Genomic DNA, 24032 nt, shown 5'->3' on the forward strand with positions numbered 1-24032 from the left:
AGGTCCTTGGGTCTGGTTCTGATCGCCTGCGCCCTTTTTCTTGCCCTCGGCGGCGTGCTGACAACGTCGGCGGGGATCTGGTTGGTCTGTCTGGCGCTGGCGATATCCGGCGCGCTTGTGCTGTTTCGGAGACGCAATCCCTTTCGCGCCGAAACCGGTCCGGACGCAGCCCCCGGCGCCGCGGCGACGGCGCGAAGGGCTGCCGGGTCCAGTACCCGGCAGCCCAATATCCTGCAGCAGGGATCGGAACTCTCGGCGGCAATCAAATCCTGCCGCTCCGCCTTTATCGCCATTGCGCTGTTCAGCGGCGTCCTCAATGTGCTGATGCTGTCCAGTTCGATCTACATGCTCGAGGTCTACGATCGCGTGCTGCCGAGCCGCAGCGTGCCGACGCTGATCGGCCTCAGCCTGCTCGTCGCCATCCTCTATGCCGGGCAAGGCGTGCTCGATTTCATCCGCGGCCGCATCCTGGTGCGCATCGGCGGCGCCCTCGACGAGGCGCTCGGCGCCCGCGTCTATTCCAGCGTCCTCAAGCTGCCGCTCAAGGTCGGGCGCAATGGCGACAGCATGCAGCCGGTGCGCGATCTCGACAGCGTGCGGACTTTCCTGTCCGGTTCCGGCCCGACCGCCTTGTTCGACCTGCCGTGGCTGCCGCTCTATCTGGTCATCATCTTCATGTTCCACGTGCTTCTCGGCGTGACGGCCCTGATCGGCGCGATCGTGCTGGTGCTGTTGACCGTCTTTGCCGAGCGGCTGACGCGCAAGCCGGTCACATCAGGCACCCAGACCGGCATCATCCGCAACGGCCTGACCACGACCGGCAACCGCAACGCCGAAGTCATTGCTGCTCTCGGCATGGGCGGCAGGATGGCAAAACGATGGGAAGAGGCCAATCGCGACTATCTCGCCGAGCAGCGCAGCGTCAGTGACATTGCCGGCGGCTTTGGCGCCGTGTCCAAGGTGCTGCGCATGCTCTTGCAATCGGCAATGCTCGGCATCGGTGCCTGGCTGGTGATCGAGCAGCAGGCGACCGCGGGCATCATCATCACCGCCTCGATCCTGAGTGGCCGGGCGCTGGCGCCCGTCGATCTGGTCATCGCCAACTGGAAGGGCTTCGTGACCGCGCGGCAGGGTTGGCTGCGGCTGACCAGGATCCTCGCCGCATTACCGGCCGATGCCGAGCCGATGGCCATGCCGGCGCCGAGCCGCCACGTCTTCATGCAAGGTGTCAGCGTCGTGGCGCCCGGCACGCAGCGTCTTCTGCTGCAGGATGCCAGCTTTGCGCTGGAAGCAGGACACGCGGTCGGCATCATCGGCCAGAGCGGTTCGGGCAAGTCGACGCTGGTCAGGGCGCTTGTCGGCGCCTGGCCGTCCGCCGCCGGCAGGGTCAGGCTCGATGGCGCCGACCTCGACCAGTGGTCGCCGGAGGATCGCGGCCAGTTCATCGGCTACCTGCCACAGGACGTCGAGCTGTTTGCCGGCTCGATCGCACAGAACATCGCGCGTTTCGAACCCGGCGCCGATCCCGCATTGGTGATTGCCGCCGCCAGGGCAGCCGGCGCGCATGATCTCATCGTTGGTTTCCGCGACGGCTACGAGACGCAGATCGGCGAACTCGGCGAGGCCGTCTCGGCCGGCCAGCGCCAACGCATCGCGCTGGCACGCGCTCTCTACCGCGATCCGTTCCTGGTGGTGCTCGACGAACCGAACTCCAACCTCGACGCCGAAGGCGAGCAGGCGCTGTTCCAGGCGATTGTCTCGGTGCGGCAGCGAGGCGGCATCGTCGTGCTCGTGGCGCATCGGCCTAGCGCGCTCGGCACGGTCGATTTCATCCTCGCCATGAGCCAGGGCCGCGTTCAGGCGTTTGGGCTCAAGGAAGACGTTCTCAACAAGCTGTTTCCGCGGCCGCAGCCGGCCGCGGCCACCGTGCCGCACCTCAGGCTCGCCACCGAAGGGCCGGCGACGCCAGGCACGGTGGCGGCGGCGGGCGAGTGATTGGGGGAACGATGCAGAGCTCCTCTCACCAATCCATCCGGCATTACTTGCATTTGGGCCTCATCGCGGTCGCGCTGCTGGTCGGCGGTGTCGGCGGCTGGGCCTCGCTGACACGGATTTCGGGAGCGGTCATCGCCTCCGGGGTTCTCGTCGTCGATTCCCATGTCAAGGACGTGCAGCATTCGACCGGCGGCATCGTCGGCGAGATCGCGGCGCGTGATGGTGACCGCGTCAAGCGCGGCGCTCTGCTCGTGCGCCTCGACCCGACCTTGCCGGCGGCCAACCTTGCCGTCGTCACCAAGGCGCTCGACCAGTTGGCGGCACGCGAGGCGCGCCTCGAAGCGGAGCGCCGGGGCGCGGATGTCATCGCCTTTCCGCAGGACCTTCTCGATCGCCGCGGCGATCCGGCGATCGCCGAGCTCATGGCTGGCGAGCAACAGGTTTTCGAGACGCGACGCGCGGGGCGTTCCGGCCAGAAGAGCCAGCTGCAGGAGCGCATCCTGCAGCTGCAGAAGGAGATTGGCGGGGACACGGCGCAAGCCGATGCCAAGTCGCAGGAAATCACGCTCGTCGAGGAGGAACTGGCCAGCATACGCGCGCTGTGGAAGAAGCGGCTGATCTCGATCGACCGCCTGACCGCCATGGAGCGCGAGTCGGCACGGCTCGATGGCGAGCGCGGCCAGCTGACGGCGGCCCTGGCGCAGGCCCAGGGCAAGATCGCCGAGATCAATCTGCAGATCCTCCAGATCGACCTCGAGCTCGGCACCGACGTCAACAAGGATCTGCGCGAGATCGACGGCAAGGTCGGCGAATTGACGGAGCGCAAGATCGCCGCCGAGGACCAGCTCAGGCGCATCGACATCCGCGCGCCCCAGGATGGCGTCGTGCAACAGTCCATCGTCCACACCATCGGCGGCGTCATCACCCCTGGCCAGACGATCATGCAGATCGTGCCCGACAGCGACAGCTTGACGGTCGAAGCCAAGATCGCGCCGAGCGACATCGATCAGCTCTGGGTTGGCCAGCCGGCGGCGCTGCGCTTTTCAGCCTTCAACCAGCGCACCACGCCGCAAATCAACGGCACGGTAGAGCTGACTTCGCCGGACACCACGACCGACCAGCGTACAGGCATCAGCTACTACACCGTTCGCATCGCGACCACGCATGCGGAGGTGGCGCGCCTCGGCGAGGTCAAGCTGGTTCCCGGCATGCCCGTCGAATCTTTCATCAAGACCGCGGACCGGACCGTGATCTCCTATCTCGTCAAACCGCTGCAAGATCAGATCAGCCGCGCCTTCAGGGAATGAGGGGATTCTGGAGCAGGGCCGGTGCGACCGGACCACGGCTGGCGGGCAGCGCACGGCGTCGTGAACAAGATGTGTAACGAAAATCAAGGGCCATCCGTCTATGGTGCGACGGAGGCCATGAGATGTCGCGCACTTATGATCTTGCATCCGATGTGATCCGGCGTGTCTATGAAAGGCGGATAGAGGCGCCGGCGATCCTCGATACCGCTATCGAATTTCCCAACGCGGCGAAATTCATCGACGCGTGGCGTGAAATCCGCGGCGAAGCGCTGGGCGTGCATCTGGGCAAGGTGCCGCGTTTTCACGACATCATGCCCGAGCAGGCCGAAATCTCGGCCAATGACGGCCTCGACTGGCGCATGTTCGTGCTCAAGGCCTATGACATGGCGGTTCCGGAGAACCTTGCGCGGATGCCGGTTCTCAGCCGGTTGCTTGCCGAATGCCCCGAGGTCAAATCGGCGGCCATCTCGTTCCTCGCGCCGCGCAAGCACATTCCCAGCCATCGCGGACCCTTTCGCGGCATCATGCGGTTCCACCTCGGCCTGGTCATCCCGCGACAGGCCGATGGCCGCCCGGCAACTGTCATGATGATCGACCATCAGGAGAAACGGATCAGCGACGGCGAAGGCATGCTGTGGGACGACACCTATCCGCACGAGGTGATGAACAATGCCGATGAAGCCCGCATAGCCCTTCTGCTGGATGTCTGGCGTCCGGGAATGCCCTGGGACATGGAAGTCCTGTCCAGGCTGATCGTGCGCGGCGTGCAGGCGGGAATGCGGCGCAGGGGCGTGTCGTTCGGCGGCTGAGCCGGCGGCGGGCGACAGCGCCGTGCGACGGCCGTGTCCCATCAAGCGCCGCGCGCTGTCTCACGACAGGCGCGCCGGGTCGGCCTATCCCGATGCCGCCGGAGGGCTTGTGCCCGGCGGCGCGGAGGATAGTACCAAGTGACATCGATACCGGTTGCCAGTCGCGAAGCGGCGCCCTTGCCCGTCGCGGCGCTGATGGGCGCGATGGTGTCGATCCAGATCGGCGCCACTTTCGCCAAGACCCTGTTTCCGGTGATCGGTGCGCAAGGCACGACGACGCTGCGGCTGGTCGTCGGCGCGCTGATGCTGATCGCGGTGCTGCGTCCGTGGCAGATGCGGCCGACGCGTGCCAACTTGCCCTGGCTCGTTGCCTATGGAGTGACGCTCTGCGCGCTCAACCTCCTGTTTTACGCGGCTCTTGCCAGGATCCCGCTCGGCGTCGCCGTGGCGCTCGAATTTTCCGGGCCGTTGCTGGTGGCGACACTGACGTCGCGGCGCGCCAGCGACTTTGCCTGGATCGCGCTGGCGGTGGCAGGCATCATCCTTCTGTCGCCCTTCATCCATTCTCAGCAGCCGCTTGACCCGACCGGGGTTATGCTGGCGCTGGCGGCCGGCGGCTTCTGGGCGCTCTACATCGTGCTCGCCCAGAAGACGGGCGCCGAGCTTGGCACCCGCACCACCGCCTATGGCATGGCGATCGCCGCCGTGCTGGTGCTGCCCTTCGGTATCGCCGAGGCCGGCACGGGGCTGCTGGCGCCGTCGATCCTGGTCGGCGCCCTGCTCGTCGGCCTGTTTTCCAGCGCGCTGCCGTTCTTCCTGGAGATGGTGGCGCTGACCCGGATGCCGGCCCGCATCTACGGCACGCTGACCTGCCTGGAGCCGGGGCTCGGCGCGCTCGCCGGCTTCCTGTTCCTGCATGAAAGCCTGAGCCCGGCGCAACTGGCCGGTATCGCCGCCGTCATCGCGGCGGCCGCCGGCACGGCGCTGACCTCGAAGCCACCGGTGCCGTCGCCGGAGTAGGGGTACCACAGCGCCGTCCTCGCCGGTGCCTTCGGTGTCACGGCGGCCAATGCCGCGTTCGCGCCGATCGACTGCGGCTGAATGGTCACACCGATCGGGAAAGCGGCGTGTCGCTTTCCCGGACAATTCCGGTGCGACCCAGCCCAAGACGCAGCCGGCGGACAATGCAACACCGGGGGCCTCGACCACACCTGGATCGCCACGGAGTATTTTCGTGGCGAGGACCACAACATATGGGGCGGCAGACAAACAATGAAAATCATTCTTCTCGCGACGGCCTTCATTCTGGCGCCTGTCGGCATGGCGTGCGCGGCCGACCTCAATGAGGTCTCGCCTGTTGCCGGCTACGACTGGTCCGGCCTCTATGCCGGCGTCGACGCGGGCTACGCAGCCGGAAAATCCAATCTGTTCATCGCCGGCGGCGGGTTCGGCGGCGGATCCGACCTCAACGTGCCGCTTGATCCGGACGGTTTTGTCGGCGGCATCCATATCGGCGCCAACTACCAGATGGCGAACAGCTTCGTGATCGGCGCCGAGGCCGACATCGCCTACAGCAATGCCGACGGACTGACACCTGTCGACACCGGCGGCGGTGGCGTCACCACATTGCTCAAGAGCGAACTCAAATGGGAGGGATCGGCGCGGCTGCGGGCGGGCTATGCGTTCGACCGGACCTTGCCCTACATCACCGCCGGCGTGGCCGCGGCCAAATATGAAGTGACCGCGATCAGCGCCGGCCCCGGCGGCGAAATACCGTTCCACGACGAGAGCCATGTCGGCTGGACCGTTGGCGCCGGCATCGAGCACGCTTTCACCGACAGGTGGATCGCGCGGGCCGAATACCGCTACTCCGATTTCGGCAGCCAGGATCTGTCGATAGCGGCCGGCCTGCCCACGGAGACGAAGGTCGACCTGCAGACGCACGATGTCCGGGTAGGGCTCAGCTACAAGTTCTGATCCCCCAGAGCGAACAATACCCCGCCCCGACCTTTCCGGCGCGGGTCCGCAATCCGTCGTCGCTTCGGCCTTCGCCGGCCGCCGACTTCGGCTCCTCTTGGACTCGCCAAAATACAACCCATATTGAGTCCATGGAGCTTTGAGCGTGACCTTCGCGCGGGTGGCCCTTCTGGCCGCGGCCTTCGTCGCCGTGGCTGTCTTTTCTCCCTTCTCTTCGGCCGGGAGCGAGAGGGTCGCGCTGAGCGTCGCCATCGACGGCGCCATCGGGCCGGCAAGCAGCAGGCAGCTCGAGGAAGCGCTCGATGCCGCCGCCAAGCGGGACGCCTCGGTTCTTATCCTTCAGCTCGACACGCCGGGCGGGCTGGTCACCTCGATGCGCGAGATGATCGCCGATATACTGGCTTCGCCGGTACCCGTCATCGGCTATGTCGCGCCGGCCGGCGGCCATGCGGCTAGCGCCGGCACCTACATCCTCTATGCCACCCATGTCGCGGCGATGGCGCCGGGAACCAATCTCGGCGCCGCGACGCCGGTCGAGATCGGCGGGCTGCCGTCGCTTCCTGGCGGCGAGAAGGACGACCAGAAGGACAAGAGCGACCAGAAGAGCCAGGGCGGACGGCCGGCAGGCGACGCGATGATGGCCAAGGTGACCAATGACGCGGTCGCCCTGATCCGGTCGCTTGCCGAATTGCGCGGGCGCAATGGCGACTGGGGCGAGAAGGCGGTGCGCGAGGCGGCGAGCCTGTCGGCCAATGCGGCGCTGCAGGAACATGTCATCGACTTCGTCGCCCGCGACACCACCGAACTGTTGCAACTGGCCGACGGGCGCACTGTCGATGTCGCCGGCAAGAAAGTGGTGCTGGCGACCAAGGGGCTGCCGGTCGAGACGCTGGAGCCCGGCTGGTTCATCCGGCTGCTCGGCGTCGTCACCGATCCGAACGTCGCCGTCATCCTGATGCTGGTCGGCGTCTATGGCATCGTCTTCGAGTTCACCAGCCCCGGAGCGGTCGCGCCCGGCGTCATCGGCACGCTTTGCCTCGTGCTCGGCCTCTATGCGCTCGACCTCCTGCCGATCAACTATACCGGCCTTGCCCTGATGCTGCTCGGCCTCGCCTTCCTCGTCATCGAGGCCTTCAATCCCACCGTCGTGCTTGGGCTCGGCGGCGTGGCCGCCTTTCTGTTCGGCGCCGCCATGCTGCTGCGGGTAGAGGGCCCGGGCTTTGCCATGTCCTGGGCCGTCATCGGTCCCGCCGCGGCGCTGACGCTCGGGCTGGCGCTGCTGACCGGCACCTATGTCTGGGCGGCGCGCAAGAACCCGCCGCGCGTCGGCGGCGAAGCCATGCGCGGGCAGCCGGCCGAGATCCTCGACTGGCAGGGCACGGAGGGCCATGTCCTGGCCCTGGGCGAGCGCTGGCGGGCGAAGGCCGACGAACCGATCGCGGCCGGCGACAGTGTCGAGGTCACCGATATCAGCGACCTCGTGCTGACGGTGCGGAAGCGCGACGCGGCAAGGAATGGAGCAACACAATGATGATTGGTTATGTCGCCTATCTGTTCGTCGCACTGGTCGTGATCATGTTCCTGTCCTCGGCCATCCGCATCCTCAGGGAATATCAGCGCGGCGTGGTCTTCACGCTCGGCCGCTTCACCGGGGTCAAGGGCCCCGGCCTCATCATCCTTGTTCCCTTCGTGCAGCAGATGGTGAAGGTCGACCTGCGGGTGGTGGTGCAGGACGTGCCGCCACAGGACGTGATCTCGCGCGACAATGTCTCGGTCAAGGTCAACGCGGTGCTCTATTTCCGCATCGTCGACGCCGAGCGGGCGGTGATCCAGGTCGAGGACTACATGGCCGCCACCAACCAGCTGGCGCAGACCACGCTGCGCTCGGTGCTCGGCAAACATGAGCTGGACGAGATGCTGGCCGAGCGCGACAAGCTCAACAGCGACATCCAGGAGATCCTCGACCAGCGCACCGACGCGTGGGGCATCAAGGTGTCCAATGTCGAGATCAAGCATGTCGACCTCAACGAGAACATGGTCCGCGCCATCGCCAAGCAGGCCGAAGCCGAGCGGCTGCGGCGCGCCAAGGTGATCAACGCCGAGGGCGAACAGCAGGCGGCGGCGAAACTGGTCGAGGCGGGCCGCATGCTGGCGGCCGAGCCGCAGGCCATGCAGTTGCGCTATTTCGAGGCCCTGCACGACATCGCCGGCGAGCGCTCGTCGACGGTTGTGTTCCCGCTGCCGGTGGATCTGCTCAGCCAGTTCATGAAGGGGCAGGGGAAGTGAGGGACGTGCACGTAATCTCCCCCCTCGAGGGGGATGTCGCCGAAGGCGACAGAGGGGGTCGGTGCGTCCTGACGCGACCTCTTATCTTCGGCAGGGGAGGCCGGCGCTCCACGCGAGGCGACCCCCTCTGGCCTGCCGGCCATCTCCCCCTCAAGGAGGGAGATTGGCAGCTTCACCGCCGCCAGGGCGGTTCCGGCGCGAAGCGCTTGCCGATCCAGTCGGCGAAGGCGCGGGTCTTGGCGGCTTGGCCCTTGGCCGAGGGCATGACGACATGGACCGCGCCTTCGTCGGCCAGCGTCCACTCCTCCAGCACAGGCACCAGCCGTCCGTCGGCAAGTTCGCGGCCGACCAGCCAGTCGGTGCTCATCATCAGGCCGACGCCCTGCACGGCGGCCTCGACCAGCACCTCGGCATCGTCACTGACCAATGGTCCGGAAACCTCGACGCGCGCGCGCCGGCCCTCGCGGTCGGTCATCTCCCAGGCCGGAAAGGTCTGGAAGCCACTGAAGCCCAGGCAGGAATGTCCGAGCAGCGCCCGCGGTGTTTCCGGCCGGCCCTTTCGGGCGAGATAGGAGGGGGCCGCGCAGAGCAGCCGGCGCCGCGTCGCCACCTTGCGCGCCACCAGGCGCGAATCCTCCAGCGCGCCGAGCCGCACGGCGACGTCGAAATTCTCGGCGACCAGATCGGCGAAGCGGTTGGAGAATTCGGCCTCGATGCGGACATCGGGAAATTCGGCAAGGAATTGCGGCAGCAGCGGCCCGATCCACATGCGCCCGAACGTGCCGGGCAGCGCCAGCCTGAGCAGGCCGCGCGGACCGCCGCCGGCATGCGCCGACGCGGCGGCCTCGGCCTCGTCGACGGAAGCGAGGATGGCGCGCACGCGCACCAGGAATTCGGCGCCCGCCTCGGTCAGCGAGACGCTGCGCGTCGTGCGGGAGAGCAGCCTTACCCCCAGCCGCTCCTCCAGCGATTGCAGGCGCCGCGACAGGATGGTCGCGTCGCGGCCGACACGCGCCGCCGCTTTGGTGAAGGAGCGCGCCTCGGCAATGGCCGCGAAGGCAGCCATTTCGGCAAGGGCCGCCGGCTCATGGGATTGCTGCATGATTTGCAATACTCAAATGTAGAAGATCAGGATTATCCAGAAATAACGCAGCAACTAGGTTCACTCAACCCCATCAATCGTCCCACCGGAGTGAAACCATGAAAGCCATCGAACTCAGCCAACCCAGGCTGGACGCCTTCCGCGCCGCCACCGTTGCAACCCCTGAGCCGCAACGCGGCGAGGTGCTGATCCGCCAGCGTGCGGCGAGCCTCAACTTCGTCGACGTCGCGGTGGCGAGCGGCAATTATCCCGGACCGGTCTTTCCGCTGATCCCCGTCGCCGACGGTGCCGGCGAGATCGTCGCGGTGGGTGAGGGCGTCACGAGATTCAAAACGGGCGATCGCGTCGTCGCCCACGCCAAGCCACGCTGGATCGGCGGCCCGCCGCGCCCTTACGAGATGACGCAGATGCGCGGCGTCGCGCTGCCGGGGTCGCTGGCCGAATATGTCGCGCTGCCGGCCAATTCGCTCGTGCCGGTCCCGGCGCATCTTTCCTTCGAGGCGGCGTCGACGCTGCCGATCGCCGGCACCACCGCCTGGAACGCCATCCGCGTGGCCAATGTCGGGCCGGGCTCGGTCGTGGTGCTGCTTGGCACCGGCGGCGTCTCGATCTTCACCCTGCAGCTGGCGAAAGCCGCCGGTGCCACCGTCATCGTCACCTCGTCGTCGGACGAGAAGCTGGAGCGGGCTAAGGCACTTGGCGCCGATCATCTCATCAACTACCGAGCGACACCTGATTGGGACGGCAAGGTGCTGGAGCTGACCGACGGCCTCGGCGCCGACCTTGTGGTCGAGACCGGCGGCACCGCTACCTTCGCCCGCGCCATCAACGCTACCGCGCCCGGCGGCACGCTGTTCACCATCGGCTTCGTCACCGGCGCCGAGGCCACGGTCAACCTGCTGCCGATCATCATCAAGGCGCTGAAGGTGATCGGCAACAACACCGGGTCGGTATCGGACCTCCGCGACGCCGCCCGCGCCGTCGGCGCGGCGGGGATCGAGCCGGTCGTCGACAAGGTGTTTTCACCTGGCGAAGCGGCTGAAGCCTATGCCCACATGGCCGCCGGCGGCCTGCATTTCGGCAAGCTGGTGTTCGGCCTGGAGTGGTGAGGAGCTGATCTCCCCCCTTGAGGGGGAGATGTCGCCGAAGGCGACAGAGGGGGTCGGTTCGACCGGGCGCGACCTTCTTTCGACGATCGGAGGTTGGCGCTTCACGCGAGACGACCCCCTCTGGCCTCCCGGCCATCTCCCCCTCGAGGGGGGAGATCCCTCAGATCAGTTTCTCCAGCGTGATCGGCAAATCCCGCACCCTCTTTCCCGTCGCATGGAACACCGCGTTGGCGATCGCCGGCGCGACGCCGACGATGGCGAGTTCCCCGACGCCCTTGCCGCCGAGCACCGAGGAATGCAGGTCGGGGATGCCGACCGAGATCACATCTATGTCAGGGATGTCGGCATTGGTCGGCACCAGATAGTCGGCGAGGTTGTTGTTGACGATGCGGCCATGGCGGCGGTCGACTATGCCTTCCTCGAGCAGGGCTTGGCCGATGCCCATGATGATGCCGCCCTTCCACTGGCTCTCGGCGAGCTTCGGGTTGTAGAGCCGGCCGGAATCCAGCGCCGACACCACGCGTGACACACGCACCGTGCCGAAATCCTCATCGACGCGCACCTCGATGAAATGCGCGCACCAGGAGTGGCGGGAATAGTCGCCCTCGGTGTGCGGCAGCGCCATGGCGATGGTGGTGTAGTTCTTGTAGCGGTCCTCGGCGGTCGAATTGGCAGGCATGGTGTCGCCGGTCGCTTCGATGCGGTCGCGCCCGACGCTCTTGAGCAGGTCGGCGATCGAGACATCGGCGCGGTCGCCGCGCGGCGAGCCGATGCGGCCATTGGCGACCACCAAGGTGTTCGCCTGCAGCGCGTGGAAGGGCGAGCGCGGGTCGCTGATCGCCAAGCCCACCAGCTGGTCGAGCGCCGAGGTTGCCGCCTTGTGGACGGCACCCGTCATCACGCCGGCAAGGCGCGAGCCGCCGGTGACGCCGGCGCGGGGAAAGCGGGAGTCACCGAGCTTCACCACCACGTCGTCGGCGCTCACGCCGACCGTTTCGGCGGCGGTCTGCGCCAGGATGGTGTAGGTGCCCTGGCCCATGTCGATCGAGGAGCTTTCGACCTCGACCGAACCGTCGGCGAGGATGCGCACGACCGCCTCGCCATAGGCGCGCCGCACCGGATAGGTGCCGGCGGCGACGCCCCAGCCGATCAAATGGTTGCCGTCGCGCATCGAGCGCGGCGCCGGCGTGCGCCTGGCCCAGCCGAAGCGTTCGGCACCCGCTGCGAAAGCCTCGCGCAACTGCCTGGTCGACCAGGCTTTTTTCGCTTCCGGGTCCTGTTCGGCATAGTTGCGCAGCCGGATCTCCAGCGGATCGATGCCGACCTCGTAGGAGAGCTCGTCGATGGCGCTTTCAATGCCGAAGGCCGAGGGGTTTTCGCCAGGCGCGCGCATGGCGCCCGGCACCACGGAATTCACCCGCACGACATTCTGCCTCGAGGAGAAATTCGGCGTCGCGTACATGATCGAGGTGACCGATCCCAGCGGCTCGACCCACATGCCGTCGATGGAGGTTTCATTGACGCCGCGATGCACGATCGACTGGATCACGCCGTCATGGTCGGCGCCGATCGTCACCGTCTGCCGGGTCGCGGCGCGGCCGCCATAGCCGGTAAAAGTCTGCGGCCGCGTCATCACCAGCTTCACCGGCCGGCCCAGCATTCTGGCGGCACTCGCGGCAATCGCGCCGTGGCTGAGCGCCAGCGCCTTGGAGCCGAAGCCGCCGCCGATATAGGGCGAGACCAGCCGCACATTCTCGAACGGCACTTCGAACCATTCGGCATAGGTGCGGGCCATGCCGTCCAGCCACTGGCTGGGCTCCCACACGGTCAGGCGATCGCCTTCCCAGCGCGCGATCAGGCCATGCGGCTCCATCGGCGCCTGGTATTCGCGCGGCGTGTTGTAGGCGGCGCAGATCCGCACCGGCGCCGAGGCGAAGGCGGTGGCCGCATCCCCCCATTCCTTGGTCATGGCGTCGATCGGGATGCCATCGCCGGCCTTGCCGTCGCTGAGGTCGACGATTGAAGGCGTCTCGTCATAGCTGACCTTGACCAGCGCCGCGGCGGCGACCGCCTGCTCGAAGGTCTCGGCCACGACAGCGGCGACATGCTGGCCTGAAAAGGTGATGTCGCGCGCCAGCGGGCAATAGGGCTTGTCCGGCGGCGGCGTGCCGAACCAGTCCGACGCGGTTCTCAGGCTGATGATGGTGTCCGGCGTCAGCACCTTGAGCACGCCCGGTGCTGCCTCCGCCCGCGCGGTGTCGATCGCGCGCACCTTGCCGGAGGCAATCGTGCTCTCGACCAGCACGGCATGGGCGAGGCCTTCGAGCTGCTGCTCGACGGCGTATTTGGCCGCGCCGGTGATCTTGGCCGGTCCGTCGACGCGCGACAGCCGGCCGCCGACGGCTTGCGCCAGCGCGCCATCCGAGGCGTCGCCGTGTCTTGCGTGAACAGTCATGCCGTCTCTCCCAATTTGAGGATGGCCCGCGCGACGACGCGCGGCGCGAGCTCGATCTTGTAGTGGTTGGCGCCGTGGTCGACAGCTCCTTCGACGGCAAGCAGGCTGGCCGCGCGGACGGCGTCCGGTTCCAGCACCTTGCCTATCAACGCCGCCTCCACGGCCCGCGCCCGCCACGGCTTCGTCGCGACGCCGCCGAGCGCCACGCGCAGGTCGCGGATGGTGCGCCCATCGGGTTCCAGTTCGAGACCGACTGCGGCACTCGCGGCGGCGAATTCATAGGATTGCCGGTCGCGGATCTTCAAATAGGTCGAGCGGTGCGCGGCGGCGGATGAGGGGACCTCGATGGCGGTGATCATCTCGCCCGGCTTGATCGCGTGCTCCTTGTCGGGCGTAGTTCCCGGTAGCAGGAAGAAGTCGTCGACCGGGATGCGGCGCTCGCCGAGATGGACTGTCGCGTCGAAGGCAACCAAAGCGGTGGCGAGGTCGCCGGGATACATGGCGATGCAGGCCTCGCTGATGCCGAGCACGGCGTGACCACGGGTAACGCCGCCGATCGCCGAACAGCCAGAGCCGGGTTCACGCTTGTTGCAGGCGGAAAAATTCGCGGGATCGCGGAAATAGGGGCAGCGCGTGCGCTGCATCAGATTGCCGCCGATGGTCGCCATGTTGCGGATCTGCGCCGAGGCCGCCTGCCAGAGCGCTTCGGAGATTGCGGGGAAGCGGCTCCTGATGTCGGCGTGAACGGCGACATGGCTCATTCGGGCCAGCGCGCCGATGGTGGCGCGGTGTTCGCCCACTTCGATCCGGTCGAGCCCCTTGAGGTGGGTGATGTCGACCAGCGTGTCGGGCTCGGCGACGCCGCATTTGGCGAGATCGATCAGCGTCGTGCCGCCGGCAAGCAGCATGGCGCCGGGGAGGGCCGCTGCCTGGCGTGCGGCATCAAGCGAGCCGGCGCGGAAATAGGAAAAATCCCTCATGATGTGACCTCCAGGGCTGCCTGGCGGACAGCGGCGACAATGTGCGGATAGGCGCCGCAGCGGCAGAGATTTCCGGCCATGTATTCGCGGATTTCCTCATCCGAGCCGGTATGGCCCTCGCGGATGCAGGCGACCGCCGACATGATCTGGCCGGGCGTGCAATAGCCGCACTGGAAGGCGTCCTGCTCGAGGAAGGCAGCCTGCACGGGATGCAGTTCGCCCTCCCGTGCAAGCCCCTCTATGGTGGTGATGGCGCGGCCCTCGGCCTGCGCCGCCAGGGTGAGACAAGCCAGCACGCGCTCGCCGTCGACATGCACCGTGCAGGCGCCACACTGGCCGTGGTCGCAGCCCTTCTTGGTGCCGGTCAGGCCGAGCCGCTCGCGCAAGGCATCGAGCAGCGTCACGCGGGGTTCGAGTTCCAGGTGATGATGGGTGCCGTTAATGTCGAGATGCATGGGGATTTTCGTCATGGGCGTCGGGCTCCAGTTGCTTGACGCTGGTGGAATTATTTCATGTCGGACAGGTGGAGGCCCACCTGTCCGTCCGGCGCTTTCGCTCCGGGCGTTCGTCATTTCTCACCCGAGCAGGTCCTCGATGCGGATCGGAAAGCGGCGAGGCCGCACGCCGGTTGCATGCCAGACCGCGTTGGCAACCGCGCCGGCCGTGCCGGTGACGCCGATTTCGCCGACGCCCTTGATGCCGAGCGCGTTGACGTAGGGGTCGTCCTCATGGACCAGGATCGCCTCGACCGACGGCACGTCGGCATTCACCGGGACATGGTATTCGGCGAGATTGGCGTTCTGGATCCGGCCCGAGCGCCGGTCGGTGCTGGCTTCTTCATGCAGCGCGAAGGAGACACCCCAGATCATGCCGCCATAATACTGGCTGCGCACCAGCCTGGGGTTGATGACCCGTCCGGCGGCGAAGGCGCCGACCAGCCTGGTGACGCGGATCTGCCCGAAATCCGGATCGACCTTGACCTCGGCGAACACGGCGCCATGCGCATGCTTGGCATAGGTCTCCTGCGATGCCGGATCCGGAGCGCCCTTGCCACGGCCTTCGATCTCGGTGAGGCCGGCGCGCGTGAGGATCTCGGCATAGCTTTCGCCGCGGCTTTCATCGTCGCGCCGGTACAGCCGGCCGCCGCGCGCCACGACGCCCTCATTGCCGGCGCCGAACAATGGCGAGGCCTCGTTGCCGGTGGCGAGATCGGCGAGCCTGGCGATGACGGCGGCGCCCGCATTGTGGATCGCCATGCCGGCCGTCGCCGTGTGGGCGGAGCCGCCGGCAATGCCCGCATTGGGCAAGTCGGAGCTGCCGGCCCTGAAATCGACCTGGCCGATGTCGAGCCCGAGCCCGTCGGCGGCGATCTGGGCGAAGGCGGTCCAGGCGCCTTGTCCCATATCCTGCGCGCCGGTCTCCATCAGGCCACTGCCATCGGCCCTCAACACCGCACGCGCCTCGGCCTGGAACATCAGGGCGGGGAACGTCGCCGTACCCATGCCCCAGCCGGTGAGGAAACCATCGGCGTCGCGCATCTGCCGCGGCCGCGGCGGGCGGCTCGCCCAGCCGAACGTCCCGGCCGCCTGTGCGTAGCATTCGCGCAGGGCCTTGGAGGAGAACGGCTTGCCGGTCATCGGCTCGACCTCGGCATAGTTCCGCAGCCGGAATTCCAGCGGGTCGATGCCGCAGGCGTGAGCCGCCTCGTCGATGGCGCTCTCCAGCGCGATCGAGCCGGTGGCTTCGCCTGGCGCCCGCATGAATAGCGGCGTACCGGTGTCGAGCCGGACCGCCTCGTGCGAGGTGGCGATGGCCGGGCTGGCATAGAGTGTGTGCGAGGCATCCGCCGCCGGTTCGAAGAAGTCGTCGAACGTGCTCGACGCGGTCTTGGCGTGATGGTCGATCGCCGTCAGCCGGCCCTCGCCATCCATGCCCATGCGCAAGGTCTGGCGCGTCGGAGCACGGTGGCCGACCGGCCCGTACATCTGCTCGCGCCGCAGCACCAGCTTGACCGGACGGCCGACGAGGCGCGCCGCCAGGATGCCTAGCACCTGCGGCCCCGAAATCATGCCTTTCGAACCGAAGCCGCCGCCGAGGAAGGGGCTGCGTATGTGGATGTCCTGGGGCGCGATGCCGAACAGGCCGGCGATGCGGCCCTGCGCCATGGCAAGGCCCTGGCTCGGCGTGTCGATCGACAGCCGGTCGCCATCCCAGGCGGCGACGATCGCGTGCGGCTCCATGGCGTTGTGGTACTGGGCCGGCGTCTCGTAGGTGGCCTCGATCCGCGTCCTTGCCGATTTGAGGCCGGCCTCGACATCGCCCTTGTGCTGCACCGCCGGACCGCCGACGCCGACACCGCGCGGCACGAAGCTTTCGGCACCGTCGAGACCGACGCGCGCCGGCAGTGCTTCATAGCGCGGCGACAGCAGCGCCGCCCCTTCGGTCGCCGCTTCCAGCGTCTCGGCGATCACCACGGCGATGCTCTGGTTGGGGTAGCGGACCTCTTCGTTCTGCAACAGGTCGAGCCGGAACATGAAGGGATGGTCCTTGGCATCCGGATCGGCGGCGAGCGCCGGCCGGTTCGTGGGCGTCATCACCTCGACCACACCCTCGTGCGCCTTGGCCGCCTCGATATCCAGTGAGGCCACGCGGCCGCGCGCGATGCTGGAGACGGCGAGCACGGCGTAGAGCATGCCGGGCGGATGGTTGTCGGCCGCGTAGCGCGCGGCTCCGGTGACTTTCAGAAAGCCGTCGCGGCGGGTCAGCGGCTGGCCGATGCTGGAGCCTTGCCGCGCGTGGGCGGGTTGCTGGTTGAGGCTGAGTTCAAGCGTCATGGCGCGCTCCGGGAATGGAGGAAAAGGGAGAAGCCGGAAGGGCCGGTATCCGCTCGGGCGTCCCCGCCAGGGCAGACGTCAGCGCCCTGACCACGATGCGGCGGGCAAGCTCGATCTTGAATGCATTGTCGCCGGAGGGGCTGGCATCGGCCAGGGCCGCGTCCGCCGCGCTGGCGAAGGTCGCCTCGTTGGCATCCGCGCCAAGCAGCACGGCTTCCGCCGAGCGCGCCCGCCACGGTTTGGCCGCGACGCCGCCCAATGCCAGCCTCGCGGCGCGGATCTTGCCGCTGTCGACGACAAGTGCCGCGGCGGCGGAGACGACGGCGAAGGCGAAGGAGGTGCGTTCGCGCACTTTCAGGTATCGGGCGTTGGCGGCGAAGGAGGCCGCCTCGGCCGGCAGCCGCACCGCCACGATCAGGTCGCCGGGCTCCAGCACATTCTCCCGCTGCGGCGTTTCGCCGGGAAGCCGGTGGAATTCCTCCAGCGTCACATGACGCCGGCCCTGCTTGCCCTCGATCTCGACCACGGCGTCGAGCGCCACCAGAGGCACGCAGAAGTCCGACGGATGGGTGGCGATGCAGGCATCGCTCCAGCCAAGCACTGCGTGCAGGCGGTTTTCGCCTCCAATCGCGTCGCAGCCGGTGCCGGGCTCGCGCCTGTTGCAGGCGCTGGCGGTGTCGTAAAAATAGCTGCAGCGCGTGCGCTGCAGGAGATTGCCGCCGACGGTGGCGGCGTTGCGAAGCTGCGCGGAGGCGCCCGACAGCAGCGCCTCGGCCACCGCCGGATAGGCCTTGGCGAATGCCGTGTCGTGGGCGAGATCGGCGTTGCGGACCAGCGCGCCGATGCGCAGGCTGCCATCGTCCAGCCGTTCGACGCGGTTGAGTTCCGGCAGCCGCGAGATGTCGACGACGCGCTCGGGGCTGGTTATGCCGCCCTTCATCAGGTCGAGCAGATTGGTGCCGCCGGCGAGATAGGCTGAACCCGGCCGCGCGGCCGCCGCGATGGCGTCCGGGATCGTGGCGGGCCTGACGTAATCGAAGTCCCTCATGCCGCGGTCCTCCGGTCGGCCTTGGCAAGTTGCTCCTGAGCTTCCAGGACGGCCTCAACGATGCCGCCATAGGCCGCGCAGCGGCATATGTTGCCGCTCAGCCCCTCGCGGATGCGTTCGGGATCGTCCCCGGCCTGTCCTTCGGCGATCAGGCCGAGCGTGCTCATGATCTGGCCCGGTGTGCAGAAACCGCACTGGAAGCCGTCATGGGCGATGAAGGCGGCCTGCACCGGATGCAGCTCCTCGCCACGGGCGACGCCCTCGATGGTCAAGACATTGGCGCCGTCATGGCTGACCGCCAGCGCCAGGCAGGAGTTGATGCGATTGCCGTCGACCAGCACCGTGCAGGCGCCGCACTGGCCGCGGTCGCAGCCCTTCTTGGTGCCGGTGAGGTCAAGCCGCTCGCGGAGGAGGTCGAGCAGGGTTACGCGCGGATCGACTTCCAGTTCGTGTCGGTGTCCGTTGATGGTAAGCGTGATGGGAAGACTGGTCATGGGCGTCTGGCTCCAGTTTGCTTGACGCGGATGGGAGGTGAACTGGTGCCTTGCCGGAGAACGGCAAGGTAAATTCTTGGTCAGGTGTTGGAGGAAGTGACAGCGGATCTCCGGGGAGACAGGCGGGCAGGGGAGATGTCGGCTTGCAGGTTCGAAAGGCGTGACATAAGCGTTCCCCTTCTTATATGATGAAAGCACTCCACTAAAGCGGAGGCGCCTCCGTTTATTACGTGGGGGCTGGCCCGGCCGGGTTCAAGCCCCCATATTTCGACCGTGGAGAAAAAATTGGCCGTCGAGCCGTCCGTCATCGCCGAAACGAAGACCGCCGCGGACACCAAGCCGCTGCGCGCGGACGCGCGACGCAACCGCGACCGGCTGGTCGAGGTGGCCGCATCGGTCTTCGCCGAACGCGGCATCGATGCCTCGCTGGAGGACATTGCGCGCCGCGCCGGTGTCGGCATCGGCACGCTCTACCGGCATTTTCCGACGCGCGAGCATCTGGTCGAGGTGGTCTACCGCCGCGAGGCGGAGGCGCTGTGTGCGGCCGCCGGCGAGCTTGCGGCAAAGCATCCGTCCGATGTCGCGCTGGAAGAATGGATGCGGCGCTTCGTCGACTACATCGCCACCAAGCGCGGCCTGGCAACCAGCCTGCGCATCCTCCTCACCACCAACTCGACGCTGTTTTCCGACACGTCGGGCAGGGTCTCCCAGGCCTTGCGGCAATTGGTCGAGGCAGCGGTGGCCGACGGCACGATCCGGGGCGACGTCGATGCCTCCGACGTGCTGCATGCGCTGTCGGGAATCTACTCCGCCCCCGACACGCCGGAGTGGCGAGACCGCTCGCGTCGGCTGGTCAAGCTGTTGATGGACGGCCTGCGGTTCGGGGCAAACAGCGCGGGTTGAGGATCTGGATATCGGCCGCGTGACAACCATGCCTATCCACGATCTTTGAGGGGATCCGATATATGTGGGCCGTTCCTGCAAGCTGATCGCAGCCGGCGACCACCTTGCTCGAAATGCAATCGGTCCAGGTCAACGCACTGCTCAAGGACGCCAGGATTCCCCCGCAGATCCATGGCGAACTGACAGCTGATCCGCGATTTCCGCGATCAGCGGCGCGCCGCGACCGCATCAAGAACAATCCCTATCCGCGCCAGTACGCCATCGTCAGTTCCATGTTTGTCATGATCTCGCTGTTGCCGTTCGGCGTCGTTCCGGTCTTTGCCGACATGGGCAAACCTGGCGGCATGCTGGGCACGATCGGCATCTGGCTGACGATCCGTTCAGCACGCTGCTGGGCTGGCCTACATGTCTCTCGACCAGTCGGCGAGAGCAGCGCCAACCCGTTCGAGGGCAACGCCAACGACGTTCCGATCTCGCGGATATGCCGCGACATCGAGATCGAGTTGCGCGCCGGGCTTGGCGAGGCTGACCTCCCCAAGCCCTTGCTGCCGGTCAACGACATCGCGACCTGAAGTGCCGGACCTGGCGCGGTTACGCTTTGGCTTCGACGAGGATCACCAGGGACTCCGGCACCACGCCATCGTGCGACATGGCGTCGGCGGCCGCCTTGCTCTGCATCAGCGCGGCCATCTTGTCCATATCCGGCACGTCCATCATCACGGCCACCCGTTTCGGGTTCTGCGGATCGACGAAGGTGCGGATGTTGGTGATCCCCAGCGAGCCGAAAAGCTCCTTGCGCTTGGGTGAAGCGAGCCAGTGCTTGCTGTCTTTCGAGATGTTGTGATGGCCGATTACGGTTGGCATGGCATCCTCCCCAGGGTGACGCCGGCGGCCGAAATCGCCCGCCTGATGCTGCGATCCACCTGTACAAGGCACTGAGCGCCGTTTCCTGGAGGCTGTCAATTAGCCATTGCTGATGGAATGGCTCAAAGCTCCAGGCAAACCTTGCCGAAGTGCTTTCGCGCTCCGTAATGCGTGAAGGCGGCGGCAATGTCGCGCAGCGGGAAGCGGCGGTCGATGACGGGCTTCAACCCGTTGACCTCTATCGCGCGGATCATGTCCTCCTGGTCCGCCCGGCTGCCGATCGAAATACCGCTGATGCGGATCTGGTTCGAAAACACGGCCGGGATCGAGACATCAGCTGCAAAACCGGTCAGGACGCCGATCAGGGCGATGTGGCCGCCTGTCCGGCAGGCGACCAGGGATTGCGCCAGCGTGGCGGGGCCGCCGACCTCGATCACGTGATCGACGCCGCGCCCGTCGGTCAACTCCCGGGCCTCGCGGCCCCAATCCGGGACGGCCTTGTAGTTGATGGTCGCGTCGGCACCGAGGCTTGCGAGCCGCTCCAGCTTTTCCTCGTCGGACGAGGTGGCGATGACCCGGGCGCCGGCGGCCTTGGCGAATTGCAGCGCGAACAGCGAAACACTGCCCGTGCCCAGCACCAGCACCGTGTCGCCGGGCTTCACCTTGCCGCGCACCACCAGGCCTCGCCAGGCGGTGACGCCGGTGCAGGTGAGCGCCGCCGCCTCCAAATGGCTATGACCCGCCGGGGCTTTCGTGAAGGCATGCGCCGGCATGCACACATATTCGCTGGCGAAGCCGTCGAAATTCTCTCCCGGAATGTCGCGTCTGGTGGCGGGCGTCATGTCTCCGTCCAGCCACCAGGGATAGAAAACGCTGACCACGCTGTCGCCCGGGCGGAGCGCATCGACATCGCCGCCGACGGCGATCACTTCACCCGCGCCGTCGGACAGCGGCACGCGGCCGTCGCCGAGCGGTGTCTTGCCCTGCACCGCGAAATCGTCGCGCATGTTCAACGAGCAGGCGCGGATCCTGACCAGCACGTCACCTGGCCCCGGCCGGGGAGGATCTTCCTCGACCAGTTCGAGCCTGTCCAGGCCACCCGGCGCCCTCAGCCTGACCAGCTTCATTGTCTTCTCCTTGTGTGGATGTCTTGATATGGCGACAGCGAGCCCGGTCTAAGTGAGCCAAGTCTAACCGAGCCAGGCCTATCGGACCTGCCGGCCGGAGATCAGCCTGAGCCAGGGTGCGAGATGGAAGGCGCTCATCAGCAGGTACATGGCCGCCATGCCGGTCAGCGGCGAGCCGCCCATGCACAGCATGGCCGTGTCGCCACCTTGAAGACATGAGAGCAGGGCCATCAGGGCGAAGGTCGGTGCCGCCGCGAGACACAGCCAGTCGGCGACGCCAAGGGAGGCGGTATTTTCGGGGGTCGCGCCGCCGGTGCCGGAATGGATGTCGGTCATGGTCCTTTTCCCTGATGATCATGCCAGTGACGAGGCCAGGGCTTGGGTTCTTCGCCCCACGGTGTGGGGAAGAGGAACCCAAGCTCGATGGGGCGTCGATCCACCGGTCCTATTGTTCGCCCTTGTCGCGGAAGGCGGCTTCGCCGGCGGCGGCCACTTCGGCCCACTTCTTGTCGGCACCGGCTTCATAATTGTCGTGCCAGTTCCACCAGCTGTAGAGCGGGGTCTGGGGATAGCCTTCGGGCGAGTCCTCCCAGATCTCCTGGCGGCCGAGCGGGGTGGCGTCGAGATAGCTCCAGACCGTGCCCATCGCCTCGTCGCCGCGGCTGTTGATGAAATAGGTGCGGAAGACGCGGTCGCCGTCATGGATGAAGACGTTGTGGCCATGCCATTCGTCGACCCCGAAGTCTTTGTCGAAGCTGTCGGTGATGGTGTACCAGGGTATTTCCCAGCCCATCCGCTTCTTCAGCCGCGCAATATCGGCCTGCGGGGCGCGCGAGGCGTAGGCGAGCGTGGTGTTGCGGGCGTTGAGATGGGCGAGGTGGCCAACCTGGTCGGCGCCGAGCGAGCAACCGCGGCAGGCGTGATCGGGCCAGCCATAGACACCGGGCTCGAAGAAGGCGCGGTAGACAATCAGCTGGCGGCGGCCTTCGAACAGGTCGAGCAGGCTTGCCTTGCCGTTGGGGCCCTCGAACACATAGGCCTTGTCCACTTCCATCCATGGCATGCGCCGGCGTTCGGCGGCGAGCGCGTCCTTGGCGCGCAGCGTCGCCTTCTCCTTCACCAGCATCTTCTCGTGCGCGGCGTCCCATTCCTGCCTCGAAACGATCGGCGGGGTCTTCATGGTCAAGTGCTTGGTCATTGGTCTTCTCCTTTGCCAGTCATGGGGCCGTTGCGGCCTGTGATCGCCCGGGGATCCTGAGCCAGGGTGGGGCGGTGAGGGACAGGTGTTGCGAAAGCGGTTGGGTCCGCATCGTCCGGTCCGGCGCAGCAGGGGTGACGCCGGGCATGCCCGGTGGCGTCGTTCGGTGCGTCGAGAGCAAGGTCGGTTGAGACAGTCATCGCGTTCTCCTTGGTGTGCCGCCCGTTGCCGATGCGGCTTGCTGCTTGGCCGTGGTGACTTAAGTTAGGGCGGTGTTTTTCGAGGTGGGAGTTACAAGTGTGACGGGATTTGAATGGACTCGCTGATCACGGCGGCGGCACTGGCGCTGGCGGCGGGCGATCCGCTCGCGGCGCTCGACCGCGTCGCGCTGCGCGAGGATGCGCCGGCACTGGCGCTGCGCGGCATTGCCATGGCGCAGCTCGGCGACTTCGACCGCGCCAAGCTTCTGTTGCGGCGAGCCGCGCGCGCCTTCAGCCCGAAAGAGGCCGTCGCGCGCGCCAGATGCGTCGTCGCCGAGGCCGAGATCGCGCTGGTCTCGCGCGATCTGGGCTGGCCGGCCAAGGCGCTCGACGCGGCGCGGACCGCGCTGGAGAAGCATGGCGACCGGCTTAACGCGGCGCATGCCGGCCAACTCAAGGTTCGGCGCCTGTTGCTGATCGGCCGCCTCGACGAGGCCGAACATGTGTTGGCGGGGCTCGACCCGACGCCGCTGCCGCCGGCCGCGAGGGCCGCCCATGAGCTCGCTGTCGCCGGCATCGCCATGCGGCGCCTCAGGATCCGGCCGGCGCGCGCGGCGCTGGAATGGGCACGCAACGCCGCCCGCCAGGCCGGCATTCCGGGCCTCATGGCGGAGGTCGCCAGCGCATCGCTGGCGCTCGAAACACCGGCGGCGCGGCTGATCACGCAAGGTGCGGAGCGGCCGCTGCTGCTCGAAGAGGTCGAGGCGCTGCAGGCATCGCCGGCGCTGGTCGTCGACGCTATTCGCTATGTCGTGCGCGCTGGCGACAGCACCGTCTCGCTGGCGAACCGGCCGGTGCTGTTCGCGCTGGCGCGCGCGCTCGCCGAAGCGTGGCCCGGGGATGTATCGCGCGAGGATCTCGTGGCGCGGGCCTTCGGCGGCAAGCACGCCGATGAATCGCACCGCGCGCGCCTGCGCGTCGAAATCGGCCGGCTGCGCGCCGAGCTTGCCGCGCTGGCGGATATCAGCGCCACCAAGCGCGGCTTCACGCTGGCGCCGCGCCATTCGCGCGCGGTTATGGTGCTGGCGCGGCCGATCGAGGAACGGCACGCGGCGGTGCTGGCCTTGCTCGCCGATGGCGAGGCCTGGTCGAGCTCGGCGCTGGCGCTGGCGCTCGGCACCGGCCAGCGCAGCGTGCAGCGGGCGCTCGAGCCGCTTGCCGAGGCAGGCAAGGTACAGTCCTTCGGCCATGGCCGGGCGCGCCGCTGGATGACGCCGCCGGTGGCCGGTTTCACGACCACCTTGTTACTCCCGGCGCCGCTGCCAAATGGTTAGGAATGGGTCA

Annotated in this window: 22 protein-coding genes; 11 read left to right on the plus strand and 11 right to left on the minus strand. The window is 67.2% G+C overall.

Translation table 11 applies throughout. The annotated features are described in order from the left end of the window. The first annotated feature begins 228 nt into the window (after window positions 1-228). The 7 genes from EB230_RS14840 to EB230_RS14870 all read left to right on the plus strand — a co-directional run bounded on the left by EB230_RS14840 (window position 229) and on the right by EB230_RS14870 (window position 8374). Window positions 229-1995, plus strand: coding sequence for a type I secretion system permease/ATPase (locus EB230_RS14840; RefSeq protein ID WP_065005374.1), 1767 nt, complete (start codon window positions 229-231; stop codon window positions 1993-1995). Between the two features lie 11 nt (window positions 1996-2006). Continuing rightward, window positions 2007-3302: an HlyD family type I secretion periplasmic adaptor subunit gene (locus EB230_RS14845; RefSeq protein WP_172372950.1), complete on the plus strand. Its 1296-nt coding sequence runs from the start codon at window positions 2007-2009 to the stop codon at window positions 3300-3302. 122 nt (window positions 3303-3424) lie between these two features. Continuing rightward, window positions 3425-4111, plus strand: coding sequence for an aspartyl/asparaginyl beta-hydroxylase domain-containing protein (locus EB230_RS14850; protein WP_172372952.1), 687 nt, complete (start codon window positions 3425-3427; stop codon window positions 4109-4111). A gap of 138 nt (window positions 4112-4249) precedes the next feature. Next, window positions 4250-5131, plus strand: a complete 882-nt coding sequence (locus EB230_RS14855) for a DMT family transporter (RefSeq protein WP_056571282.1) — start codon at window positions 4250-4252, stop codon at window positions 5129-5131. A gap of 252 nt (window positions 5132-5383) precedes the next feature. After that, window positions 5384-6088, plus strand: a complete 705-nt coding sequence (locus tag EB230_RS14860; protein WP_056571284.1) for an outer membrane protein — start codon at window positions 5384-5386, stop codon at window positions 6086-6088. Window positions 6089-6233: 145 nt separating this feature from the next. Beyond that, a complete protein-coding gene (locus tag EB230_RS14865) occupies window positions 6234-7619 on the plus strand; it encodes a nodulation protein NfeD (RefSeq protein WP_065005375.1) in 1386 nt (461 codons plus the stop codon). Then, a complete protein-coding gene (locus EB230_RS14870) occupies window positions 7616-8374 on the plus strand; it encodes a slipin family protein (RefSeq protein WP_056571286.1) in 759 nt (252 codons plus the stop codon). Before EB230_RS14865 ends, EB230_RS14870 begins: the two co-directional genes overlap by 4 nt. A gap of 172 nt (window positions 8375-8546) precedes the next feature. On the opposite strand, the gene EB230_RS14875 is transcribed toward EB230_RS14870, so the two are convergent. After that, a complete protein-coding gene (locus tag EB230_RS14875; RefSeq protein WP_056571288.1) occupies window positions 8547-9476 on the minus strand; it encodes a LysR family transcriptional regulator in 930 nt (309 codons plus the stop codon). Between the two features lie 98 nt (window positions 9477-9574). Here EB230_RS14875 and EB230_RS14880 point away from each other — a divergent pair, with 98 nt between their 5' ends. Continuing rightward, window positions 9575-10585 carry an NAD(P)-dependent alcohol dehydrogenase gene (locus tag EB230_RS14880; protein WP_056571290.1) on the plus strand — a complete coding sequence of 337 codons (1011 nt, stop codon included), beginning with the start codon at window positions 9575-9577 and terminating at the stop codon, window positions 10583-10585. A gap of 160 nt (window positions 10586-10745) precedes the next feature. Here the strand turns inward: EB230_RS14880 and EB230_RS14885 are convergent, their stop codons facing one another. The 6 genes from EB230_RS14885 to EB230_RS14910 all read right to left on the minus strand — a co-directional run bounded on the left by EB230_RS14885 (window position 10746) and on the right by EB230_RS14910 (window position 18396). Further along, window positions 10746-13040, minus strand: coding sequence for a xanthine dehydrogenase family protein molybdopterin-binding subunit (locus EB230_RS14885; protein ID WP_056571292.1), 2295 nt, complete (start codon window positions 13038-13040; stop codon window positions 10746-10748). After that, on the minus strand, window positions 13037-14020 hold the full coding sequence (locus EB230_RS14890) for a xanthine dehydrogenase family protein subunit M (protein ID WP_056571294.1): 984 nt from the start codon (window positions 14018-14020) through the stop codon (window positions 13037-13039). Before EB230_RS14890 ends, EB230_RS14885 begins: the two co-directional genes overlap by 4 nt. Further along, on the minus strand, window positions 14017-14490 hold the full coding sequence (locus EB230_RS14895; protein ID WP_056571296.1) for a (2Fe-2S)-binding protein: 474 nt from the start codon (window positions 14488-14490) through the stop codon (window positions 14017-14019). Before EB230_RS14895 ends, EB230_RS14890 begins: the two co-directional genes overlap by 4 nt. A 105-nt stretch (window positions 14491-14595) precedes the next feature. After that, window positions 14596-16854, minus strand: a complete 2259-nt coding sequence (locus EB230_RS14900) for a xanthine dehydrogenase family protein molybdopterin-binding subunit (RefSeq protein WP_056571299.1) — start codon at window positions 16852-16854, stop codon at window positions 14596-14598. Next, the gene (locus tag EB230_RS14905; protein ID WP_056571301.1) at window positions 16844-17902 is read right to left on the minus strand and encodes a xanthine dehydrogenase family protein subunit M; all 1059 of its coding nucleotides are present in this window, start codon (window positions 17900-17902) and stop codon (window positions 16844-16846) included. The genes EB230_RS14900 and EB230_RS14905 overlap by 11 nt, the downstream gene beginning before the upstream one ends. Next, window positions 17899-18396 carry a (2Fe-2S)-binding protein gene (locus EB230_RS14910; RefSeq protein WP_056571303.1) on the minus strand — a complete coding sequence of 166 codons (498 nt, stop codon included), beginning with the start codon at window positions 18394-18396 and terminating at the stop codon, window positions 17899-17901. The genes EB230_RS14905 and EB230_RS14910 overlap by 4 nt, the downstream gene beginning before the upstream one ends. 285 nt (window positions 18397-18681) lie before the next feature. On the opposite strand from EB230_RS14910, the gene EB230_RS14915 reads away from it, so the two are divergent. Together EB230_RS14915 and EB230_RS14920 are read left to right on the plus strand one after the other, a co-directional pair. Further along, complete coding sequence (locus EB230_RS14915) at window positions 18682-19299, plus strand: TetR/AcrR family transcriptional regulator (protein ID WP_056572109.1); 618 nt, start codon at window positions 18682-18684, stop codon at window positions 19297-19299. 104 nt (window positions 19300-19403) lie between these two features. Beyond that, window positions 19404-19871, plus strand: coding sequence for a hypothetical protein (locus EB230_RS14920; RefSeq protein ID WP_056571305.1), 468 nt, complete (start codon window positions 19404-19406; stop codon window positions 19869-19871). Window positions 19872-19890: 19 nt separating this feature from the next. On the opposite strand, the gene EB230_RS14925 is transcribed toward EB230_RS14920, so the two are convergent. The 4 genes from EB230_RS14925 to EB230_RS14940 form a co-directional block, all read right to left on the minus strand. Beyond that, a complete protein-coding gene (locus EB230_RS14925) occupies window positions 19891-20163 on the minus strand; it encodes a hypothetical protein (RefSeq protein WP_056571307.1) in 273 nt (90 codons plus the stop codon). 122 nt (window positions 20164-20285) lie between these two features. Then, window positions 20286-21290 carry an NAD(P)-dependent alcohol dehydrogenase gene (locus EB230_RS14930; protein WP_056571308.1) on the minus strand — a complete coding sequence of 335 codons (1005 nt, stop codon included), beginning with the start codon at window positions 21288-21290 and terminating at the stop codon, window positions 20286-20288. Between the two features lie 78 nt (window positions 21291-21368). Then, window positions 21369-21626 (minus strand): hypothetical protein, encoded by a 258-nt coding sequence (locus EB230_RS14935; protein ID WP_056571310.1) that lies wholly within the window; start codon window positions 21624-21626, stop codon window positions 21369-21371. 109 nt (window positions 21627-21735) lie between these two features. Continuing rightward, window positions 21736-22488: a thioredoxin family protein gene (locus EB230_RS14940; RefSeq protein ID WP_056571312.1), complete on the minus strand. Its 753-nt coding sequence runs from the start codon at window positions 22486-22488 to the stop codon at window positions 21736-21738. Between the two features lie 313 nt (window positions 22489-22801). Between EB230_RS14940 and EB230_RS14945 the strand changes: the two genes are divergently transcribed. Beyond that, window positions 22802-24022, plus strand: a complete 1221-nt coding sequence (locus tag EB230_RS14945) for a hypothetical protein (RefSeq protein WP_056571314.1) — start codon at window positions 22802-22804, stop codon at window positions 24020-24022. The last annotated feature ends 10 nt before the right edge of the window (window positions 24023-24032 follow it).

It is taken from the genome of Mesorhizobium sp. NZP2234 (assembly GCF_013170765.1).
Taxonomy (GTDB): domain Bacteria; phylum Pseudomonadota; class Alphaproteobacteria; order Rhizobiales; family Rhizobiaceae; genus Mesorhizobium; species Mesorhizobium loti_D.